Genomic DNA, 4777 nt, shown 5'->3' on the forward strand with positions numbered 1-4777 from the left:
CCGAACTCCTGCCTCACGCGATGGATCTCTGCAACCCGCGCGTTCAGGCGCTGCAGATGCTCCGGCGAGCGCGCCTTCCAGTAGGCGAAGGTATCCGGCGTGAGCGGCACGAAGGCGGTGCCGAAGAGCGTGGGATCGGGGACCACCGTCCGCCCCAGCAGGAGAAATCGCTCCGGACCGACGACAACCAAAGTGGCGTAACTGCCGCCGCCCGGCGTCACGCGGACTCCATTGAGCGATAGTTTACACAACTCGCCGAAATATGGCTCCCGTCGCCATCGCTCGGGATAAGCGGGATCGACCGCCACATTGATCGCGCCGTTGGAGAAATGCAGCACCATGCGCGCCCGTTCGGGAAACCAGTGGTCGCTGAGATGCCCTTGCAGCCAGCCGCAGTTGAAAGACCGGCACATCTGCGGGCGATCGTCGTAGATGGTGCATCCCGTGCCGGTCTGCCAATGCTTGCACAGCTGATTGACCGGCTTCCCGACTGCGGTCACTTCGAGCACGTCGCAGCACATCGAGCACGATCCGCATTCGCGCGTGCTCACCTTCGGCGGCGCACCACGCGCTCTGAGTAAGCCCAGACTATCGCGAACCAGAAGCTTCTGCTTCTCCAGCGCGTGGAGCGCGCGCTCGGCCCGCAACCGGGACAGACCCGTTTCATCGACCACGTCCTTGACCGTCGCTGCGCCCCTCTCGACCGCACGAACGACGTTCAGCATCGTCTGATCCATTGTCGTTCTTCTTATTTGGTTCCAAACGAGCCCATCATCGCAGCTGGCGCGGCCGAAAAAACTGACGCCGAGTTGATCAGTCCGATATCACGCGCCAGCGATAGCGGCGCCCGACAGAGCTGCATGAGATGTTTGCGCAAATGCCGCCTCTCGTGTGCATGCCTCATGTGAGTTTGTCATCTGAGCGAGTTGCACACGCCGGGTAGCAATCGCCGTGCACGTCAGACAGACATGAGAAGCGAGGCCGGTGCCGGCAGATTTCAAATATCAAAAATTGCAACAGCTGAAAATCCAAAGGCATGGCTACGCCATGCATCGACATTACCGACCGTAACTATGGCTATGCAGACAACCTGCCGAGAAGCTGCGCCATATTCCCGACAACGAACTCAGCACGGCGCGCTCGCCTTCTCCAGCGTACGCCGCTTGGAGGATGTCGTAGGGGAGGCAACCCTGGTTCACCGGCAGGCGCAGACGAACAGCGCTGCTCGCGCGAATGCCAGATGTTTGGCCTGAATGTACGCTTAGCGGTTTCAAAGGTTCGCCAATATTCCGCGCATGAAGGTGAACTCCGGTCAAATCAGGGACGCTGCCCGCGCACGGACACATAGCGACGCGCGCGTGCAAATGCGCGTGAAAAGTTGTGAGGCGCTCACGGGCCGGTAAGCAAGCCGAACCACGCAGCAGATTCGCGGCGCCGCTCGTCGCGAGCTCAAACTTCGCGTTTTGGCATCATGGTCCGAAATTGCGCCTGTCTGCGCGGTCCATCGCGTGGGACCGTCATGCTGCCGGCATGACGCGCTCGCCGAGATACCCGATGATCGCGTCGAACACTTGCCGCCGATTCCTTTCCATCAGCACCATGTGGGTCCCCTGCCCGATCTCGACCAAGCGCTTGTACGGCGCCCCCACCAGCCGCACGAACAGATCGTGCGCCATATCGAAGCGGACGTCGGCGTCCCATTCGGCAGCGACGATAAGTACCGGGCAAATGATCGCGGCAGGATCATAGATCGGCTTGCCGGCAGTCCAGTGCCTGCGCACGTCCTGCACGGCACCCGACGGCGCGCGGATGGCGCCCGGATAGAGCGAGGCCTGATCGGTTGCCAAGGTCGCTTTCTCCCAAACCTCGAACCAGCCGTCAGGGATCAGGTCTTGTCGCGCATGCTCCGGTGCCGCACTACGCCACGCGGCCTCGAACGCGCGGGGACTGACGATGCGATAGCCGCCGAGCGGGCCACCCGCGTCGATGCGCAGCGGCTCGTTTGACAGCCAAAGCGGCGTCACCAGGATCAGCTCTTCGACTCGTTCGCCGACTTCACTGGCGAATGTGCCCGCGATCGTCGCACCCCAGGACATGCCGAGCACATTGACGCGGAGGATATCACGATGCCGACACACGAATTCGACGGCGGCGCCGAAATCCTCGACGGCGGTTCGCGCCGTCACCAGCGGTGCACTCTCCTCCGGTGGGCGCGACATTTCAGCCGGCCGGCTGGAGCCGCCATAACCGCGCGCATCGACCGCCCAGACGTCGTAGCCGGCCTGCGCCAGGACGTCCATGAAGGACGCGCCGGCAACCGCGACATCAAACAGGCTCGCGGACGAGAAGGTCGCACCGTGCATCATCACGAGGGTGCGCTCCGCGGAGAAGCCTTGCAGGTCGTTGCGGTGCTTGTTGATAAGATTGATCTGCACGTCGGGCGCGGAGCCGGCAATCAGCCGGCTCTCGGCAACGATGCGTGGGGATGAAACGTTCTCGACCATGGGACGCCTCAGACGAACTGCCAGCTGAAACCGTCGCCGTTGCGGCTGATGCGGCCGACGGACGACTCGGCGAAGTGCGTGGTGAAGACCAGGGATCGGGTTTCGGCGGCGTGGCTCATCGCCCATTGGCGCGACCTGCGCGCCGCCTCCGGGAATTCGCAATAGACCGAATTCCAGTCGGGGCGCACCACCTGCAAAGGATGGTGCATTACGTCGCCCCAAAACAACGCGCGCTCGCCGCGCGAGGTGAAGCAGATGCTGGCGTGATCAATGCTGTGACCGGGGCTCGGGAGGAAGCGGAAGCCGTCGACCACCTCGGTTCCGTCAATCGCGATCTCGCGGGCAAGGCCCGCTTCCACAATCGGCAGCACGCTGTCCTCGTAGACGCCGGGCAGTGGCGGATGTTCCATCGGGCCGAGCTTCGCTTGATCCCGGATCGCGGCATCCGAACCGTCGCCCGCCGACAATGCCGTCGCATAGGCGCGCTCGCGCGCGGAAAAGACGTGTCGGGCGTTCGGAAAGGTCGGAACCCAACGTCCGTCCACAAGGCGCGTATTCCAGCCGACATGATCGGCATGCAAATGCGTCATCAGGACAAGGTCGACATCTTCGGGGCTGACGCCCGCCGCCTTCAGACGCTCGAGAAACGGTTCATTCAGGTGATGAAGCACCACGGCGCCAGGCCGCTCCTTGTCGTTGCCTGTTGCCGTGTCGATCAGGACCACCCGCTCCGGCGTCTGCACCAGCCACGAATGGACACTCAAACGTAACGATCCCGTGCGCGGCTCGACGGAGCCTGGCCCGAACGCGCCTCGCTCCCGGGCGATGCTGTCGGGATCGACACCGGGGAACAGAAATGAACCTTCGATCCCGTCTAGGGCGATTTCGGAGATCTTGGTGATGGTGGCGTCGCCGATCCGGTAGGTGGTGATGTCCTGCATGCTGTCCTGCCTCGATCCAAATGATGGTCTTGTCCTGGCCGAGATCTAGGACTAGCTGTGGCATGGCTCAAATCGATCCAACTCATGCAGTCCATCGATCACTTCGATCTTCGTTCGTTCGACCTGAACCTGCTGGTGGCGTTCGACGCGCTAATGCAGGACCGCAGCGTGACGCGCGCGGCCGCGCGGCTCAAGGTCGGCCAGCCCGCGATGAGCCACACCTTGTCGACGCTGCGCGTGCTGCTGCAGGACGAGCTGTTTGTCCGTGTTGGCAGCCTCATGCAGCCGACCCCGCGCGCGGCCGCGCTCGCGGGACCTGTTCGTGCGGCCTTGGCGCAGATGCAAGCGGCGCTGCATGCGAGCCCCGCCTTCGATCCGGCCACCGAGCAACGTATCATTCGCCTCGGCTTTTCGAGCGAGGTGGAGCTGCTGCTAATCCCCGAGCTCGCCGCAGCGCTCCGTCGCGCTGCGCCCGGTGTACGGCTGCTCAGCCAGCCGGTGGAACGAGATGACGCGCACCGGCTGCTCGACGATGGATCGCTGGATCTGGCCGTCGGTTGCTTTCAAGCCAGCGTGCAGCGGCATCAATCGCAATTCCTGTTCGATCAAGCTTTGAGCTGCGTTTTCAACCCGAACCGCCTGCCGATCAAAACCCCGATTGCTCTCGCCGATTATCTGGCCCTTCCGCATGCGCTAGTGACCTTCACCAACAGCCTGCAGGGCTGCTTGGCGACCGCGCTGGACGAGATCGGGACCGAACTGAACGTGGTGGCGGCATCCTCGGAATTTCTGACCGTGCTGGCGACTGTGGCCGCTGCGCCCGTGATCACGACCATACCGACACGGATGGCGCGGCTTTACGGGCCGCGCTTTGGGCTGACGCTCAGCCCAGTGCCGTTGAAGCTTCGGTTGCCAGCGGTCGCGATGGTCTGGCCGCTGCAGCTCGATCGCGACGCGGCCTCGGTGTGGCTCAGGGCGTTGGTGGCAGACATCCTGCAGACAACCGAGCGCGCCGCCTGCCGGCTCGCAGCCGGATAGCAGTCGGATCGAACGGTCGTCACCGGCCTCGAGCCGAAGCGCTTGGCCCTGTGGTGGGCCTTCGGCTAGAAGGCGGCATCGGTCGGCGCTGTTGCCGGCGTGTTCGGAAGGAACGATCATGGCCCTGATGCCGGTTGCCGATGCCCTGGCTGCGATCCTCGCCGGCGCCGCGCCGCTGCCCGAGGAGATGGTCGGCCTCGATCAGGCCTATCACCGGGTGCTGGCGCACGACCTCGCGGCGCTGCGCACCCAGCCGCCGCAGGCGATGTCGGCGATGGACGGCTACGCGGTGCG

The 4777-nt window shown here is 63.9% G+C and carries 4 protein-coding genes and 1 pseudogene; 2 read left to right on the top strand and 3 right to left on the bottom strand.

Annotated elements, in window-relative coordinates; translation table 11 throughout:
• The 3 genes from WA702_RS08360 to WA702_RS08370 form a co-directional block, all read right to left on the bottom strand.
• On the bottom strand, positions 1-737 hold a 737-nt coding region (locus WA702_RS08360), incomplete at its 3' end, for a YkgJ family cysteine cluster protein (RefSeq protein ID WP_425110053.1).
• A gap of 780 nt (positions 738-1517) precedes the next feature.
• Entirely contained in the window at positions 1518-2504 is a 987-nt protein-coding gene (locus tag WA702_RS08365; RefSeq protein ID WP_425110054.1) for an alpha/beta hydrolase, read from the bottom strand.
• A gap of 8 nt (positions 2505-2512) precedes the next feature.
• On the bottom strand, positions 2513-3445 hold the full coding sequence (locus WA702_RS08370) for an MBL fold metallo-hydrolase (RefSeq protein ID WP_425110055.1): 933 nt from the start codon (positions 3443-3445) through the stop codon (positions 2513-2515).
• An 84-nt stretch (positions 3446-3529) separates the two neighbouring features.
• Between WA702_RS08370 and WA702_RS08375 the strand changes: the two genes are divergently transcribed.
• A complete protein-coding gene (locus WA702_RS08375; RefSeq protein WP_425110056.1) occupies positions 3530-4483 on the top strand; it encodes a LysR family transcriptional regulator in 954 nt (317 codons plus the stop codon).
• A 118-nt stretch (positions 4484-4601) separates the two neighbouring features.
• Positions 4602-4777: pseudogene (locus WA702_RS08380) on the top strand (molybdopterin molybdenumtransferase MoeA); the annotation flags it as partial.

Source organism: Bradyrhizobium sp., from assembly GCF_049798375.1.
In the GTDB taxonomy this organism is placed as follows: Bacteria; Pseudomonadota; Alphaproteobacteria; order Rhizobiales; family Xanthobacteraceae; genus Bradyrhizobium.

Coding starts and splice junctions, on each gene's coding strand:
- WA702_RS08375 (WP_425110056.1), top strand. CDS start 3,530: ATGCAGTCCATCGATCACTTCGATCTTCGTTCGTTCGACCTGAACCTG.
- WA702_RS08365 (WP_425110054.1), bottom strand. CDS start 2,504: ATGGTCGAGAACGTTTCATCCCCACGCATCGTTGCCGAGAGCCGGCTG.
- WA702_RS08370 (WP_425110055.1), bottom strand. CDS start 3,445: ATGCAGGACATCACCACCTACCGGATCGGCGACGCCACCATCACCAAG.